This window comes from Deltaproteobacteria bacterium (assembly GCA_011773515.1).
Classification (GTDB): Bacteria; Desulfobacterota; Deferrimicrobia; order J040; family J040; genus WVXK01.
This window is the reverse complement of sequence record WVXK01000084.1, coordinates 430-4,074: the sequence shown is the minus strand read 5'-3', so window position 1 is coordinate 4,074 and position 3,645 is coordinate 430. Positions and strand designations below refer to the sequence as shown.

Annotated in this window: 4 protein-coding genes; 2 read left to right on the top strand and 2 right to left on the bottom strand. The window is 50.5% G+C overall.

What is annotated here, in order from left to right; all coding sequences use genetic code 11:
• A partial coding sequence (locus tag GTN70_09445) for a hypothetical protein (protein NIO17207.1) occupies positions 1-163 on the bottom strand: 163 nt, incomplete at its 3' end.
• Positions 164-237: 74 nt separating this feature from the next.
• Here GTN70_09445 and GTN70_09440 point away from each other — a divergent pair.
• The gene (locus tag GTN70_09440) at positions 238-753 is read left to right on the top strand and encodes a lipocalin (protein NIO17206.1); all 516 of its coding nucleotides are present in this window, start codon (positions 238-240) and stop codon (positions 751-753) included.
• Between the two features lie 253 nt (positions 754-1,006).
• A complete protein-coding gene (locus GTN70_09435; protein ID NIO17205.1) occupies positions 1,007-2,305 on the top strand; it encodes a hypothetical protein in 1,299 nt (432 codons plus the stop codon).
• Positions 2,306-2,469: 164 nt separating this feature from the next.
• Here the strand turns inward: GTN70_09435 and GTN70_09430 are convergent, their stop codons facing one another.
• Positions 2,470-3,567, bottom strand: coding sequence for a hypothetical protein (locus GTN70_09430; protein NIO17204.1), 1,098 nt, complete (start codon positions 3,565-3,567; stop codon positions 2,470-2,472).
• Positions 3,568-3,645 lie beyond the last annotated feature (78 nt).

Here is a 3,645-nt window from a genome sequence, read left to right as displayed (position 1 = left end):
CTCGATCGTGATCCTCGCCGGTCTCATCGGGGGCTTTCCCATGTGGATCGCGATCATTCAGAAGAAGATGGGGGATACCTACCGTCCTGACCACCGGCCTTTCGATCTCCTTCAGCTCGAAGACGACCGGTGAGCCGTAACCGTTTTGCACGATCGCGTTCATAAAAGCCCCCGTGGTCAGTTCCCATATCTTAAGAATATGAGAAAATGGGAACTGACCCTGACAATTCAATGATGATGAAAAGGCTGCTGGTTCTGATCATAGCGCTTACTTTGGGGGGATGTGTGGGCCTGCCGGAGAATGTTCAGCCCGTAGGTGGATTCGACCTCGACAGGTACCTGGGGAAATGGTATGAGATAGCCCGTCTGGACCACTCCTTCGAGCGGGGGCTCACGAAGGTTACCGCGGAATACTCCCTCCGGGAAGACGGGGGGGTAAAGGTCATCAACAGGGGATTTTCCGCCTCGGATAATAAGTGGAAAGAAGTTACGGGAAAGGCGTATTTCGTCAGGAGCCGGGACGAAGGGTATTTGAAGGTCTCGTTTTTCGGGCCGTTTTATGGATCCTACATAGTGTTCGGGCTGGACAGGGAAAAATATCAGTATGCCTTCATTTCGGGCCCGAAAAAGTCGTACCTCTGGCTCCTTGCGAGGACACCGAAGGTGGATAAGGACGTGCTGGACCTCTTTGTGGAAACCTCCAGGCAGTTGGGTTTTGATGTGGACCGGTTAATCTTCGTTGATCAGGATTAGGTGATGTAATTGCTGCCTTGAATGGGGTCAGTTCCCATATCCTCATCTTTTTCTCATTTTCCCGCCGCCCCAAGAATCAAGAACGAATCCAGATTCCAGTGAAACAAACTACGGGATGGGTAAATAGGGAATAATCTGAGAAAATGGGAACTGACCCTGACCACCCGTGAGAAGAAGGTTAAAGACGAAAATAAAATCATGGAATAAAGAATTAGTAGAATAAGTGAAATTGTAGTGAATGGAGGAATTGTCTATGCGAACCAGAACGATTATCCTTTCGGACCTCCATCTCTCCGAGGGCTGGGACCCGGAAACGTGCAGGATATCCCGCATCGAGGATTTTTTCTTCGATGAAGCCTTCACGCGTTTTTTACACCATCTGAAATCTCTCAGGAAAGAGGATGAGAAGATACGGATCATCATCAACGGCGATTTCGCTGATTTTCTCCAGTTTAAGATCCAGCCTGAAAAGCAGGAGGTTAACGGGGAGGCGGTCACAGCTCGTGAAATAAGGTACGGCCTGGGTACTTCGACTTTTAAGACCCTCTGGAAGCTTAACGTGTTGTTCGAAGGCCACTGGAAGTTCTTCGGTGCTTTGGCAGATTTTTTATCGGCAGGAAATGAGCTGGTCATCGTTCCAGGAAATCACGATATCGAGTGGATGATTCCCGAAGTGCAGGATGCGTTCAGGAGAAAGATGTCTGAATTGACCGATAGTGGGGAAATTTCGGAAAAAATAACCTTTTCCCCCTGGTTTTATTATGATTCCGATGTTTCGCTCTTCGTGGAGCACGGCAACCAGTACGATCCGCTTAATTCCTTCGACTACCTTCTCCACCCATACAGGGAAGACGGAACGATAGACCTGCCCGCAGGATCCTTCTTTGTCAGGTACCTTTTCAACGAGGTCGAGATGGATTACCCTTTCGCCGACAATATGAAACCCGTCTCCAGATTTTTCCGGTGGGTTCTTTTCCATCCCCTGAGCTGGTTAAAGATCCCCACCTACCTGAACTTTTTCTTTGAGATTTTCAAGAAGGCCGGGCCCATGGATCCCGCCTGGAAGGAGAAACAGGAGAGAAAGCAGAGGGAAATTCTCGAAGAGATGTCTGAGAAAAGCGGTCTCGGTGTTGAGATACTCACGTCCCTGAAAAAGCTTTGGGTCCCCTCGGCCATCCATAATGAAAGGGGGCTCAAACTTTTGAGAAGATTCCTCCTTCCCGGGGATCACGGGAGAGACTATTACCGTCGCAAGGCGAGAGAGATACAGAGAATAACGGGGGGAAGATACGTGGTGTTCGGCCATACCCACGAGGCGGATTTAGTATGCCTGGCTAAAAAGGACCGGAAAAAGATCGAGTACTTTAATTCGGGCACTTGGACGAAGTCCTTCGCTTCGAATCATGAGGAAATGCTTTTGAAAGAGGAGAACGAGTTCGCCTGCGTGGAGGTGCGGTACGACGTTTCTGCGGCGGATTACAAGATGAACCTTTTGAGGTGGAATGATTCCATTTCAGGTCTCGAGCGGGTCAGGCTTTTCAAAGAGAAATGAAAAGTTCGCGGACTAATGGGGTCAGTTCCCATTTTCTCACATTTTCCAAAGATACGCGACCGACCCTGCCCCCTCTTCTGATTGAAAAATCAAGCCGGGTGAAGCTCAGCTTTGACAGTGTTTTAGCAGGATTGCCGGGTTCCCGTCAAAGACAATTTTAGATGCTACTTCGGTAAGCTGATGCGGTAAATACCATATTGCCCTTTCGGGGCAGCTCCTTCATGAATACGGGACGTTGTGAAATACAATTTGCCGTCGGGCCCGAAACTGAACGAGTCAGGCCATGCAATTGCCTTGTCCTTAATGACGGTCACCACTTTTCCTTCCATGTTTGTGCGGAAGATAGCGTCATGTTCCAGCGCAGAGATGTAGACCTTGTTGTCCGGCCCAAAGATAAGTCCGTCGGAGGCGCCCGTTTCACCGACTTTTTCAACCTGTTCCTCGATCGCCTTCTCTGGAAGGTCGAACCCGCGCAGCTGTGACGCGGCAATTCGATACATGGTGCGCCCGGTAAGCGCCTGGTAGTAGACGAAGTCAGCCCTGGAGTCGTAGGCAATCCCATCTGCGTGGACCCTGGGTTGCCTGCCATTTAAGATCCACTGTTTGCCGCCGATAGTCAGGATCACATCTTCGGAGGCCGTGGAAGGGTGGTTGTCCAGGACCCTGCGTGCTTTGCCCGTTTTCAGGTCAAGTGCGATGAGGGCGCCATTTCCCGAATCCGTCATGTACGCGAACCCTCTTTGCGTATCGATGCGGATATCGTTGAGATAACTGTTTTGGGGGGCAATATCGGAACCGAAGCGGAATGTTCGTGTAACGGTATCGGTGGCCAGATCCACCTGGAGCAACTTGGGGCCGCCCGGGATGACCCCTTTGAACCGGGGGTTGGCTGGATCGAGGATCCACAGCCTGTTTTTCTCATCTACGAATACCGCCTGCACGCAGATAAGATGTGTGGCTGGGTCTTTACCCTCTTTCCAGTCATTCATGGCAGTATCGGGGTACGGGACCGGTGTGCCCTCTGCAAGTTCCGCGACGGATACGGGCACGTTCTCAGACCAGCGGGGGTAGTTGACAAACAGCCGTCCCTCTTTTGATACAGCAAGGCCTGTCCACTGCGCATCGGAAAAGGCAACGGGTTCTAGTGTGACAGTTTCTTTGTGTTTGGGCGGCTTTGACTTGCAGCCGAAAAGCAACGAGATGGTCATCATGGGAATGAGAAAAGCGATGATTGTTCTTGCAATATGCCTGTTGCTCTGCATACTCACTACCCCCGGATATTCGTTTCTGATAAATAGGATACCCCTCGCTCTTATTTCATTGTCCCATGTTTTTCGTCA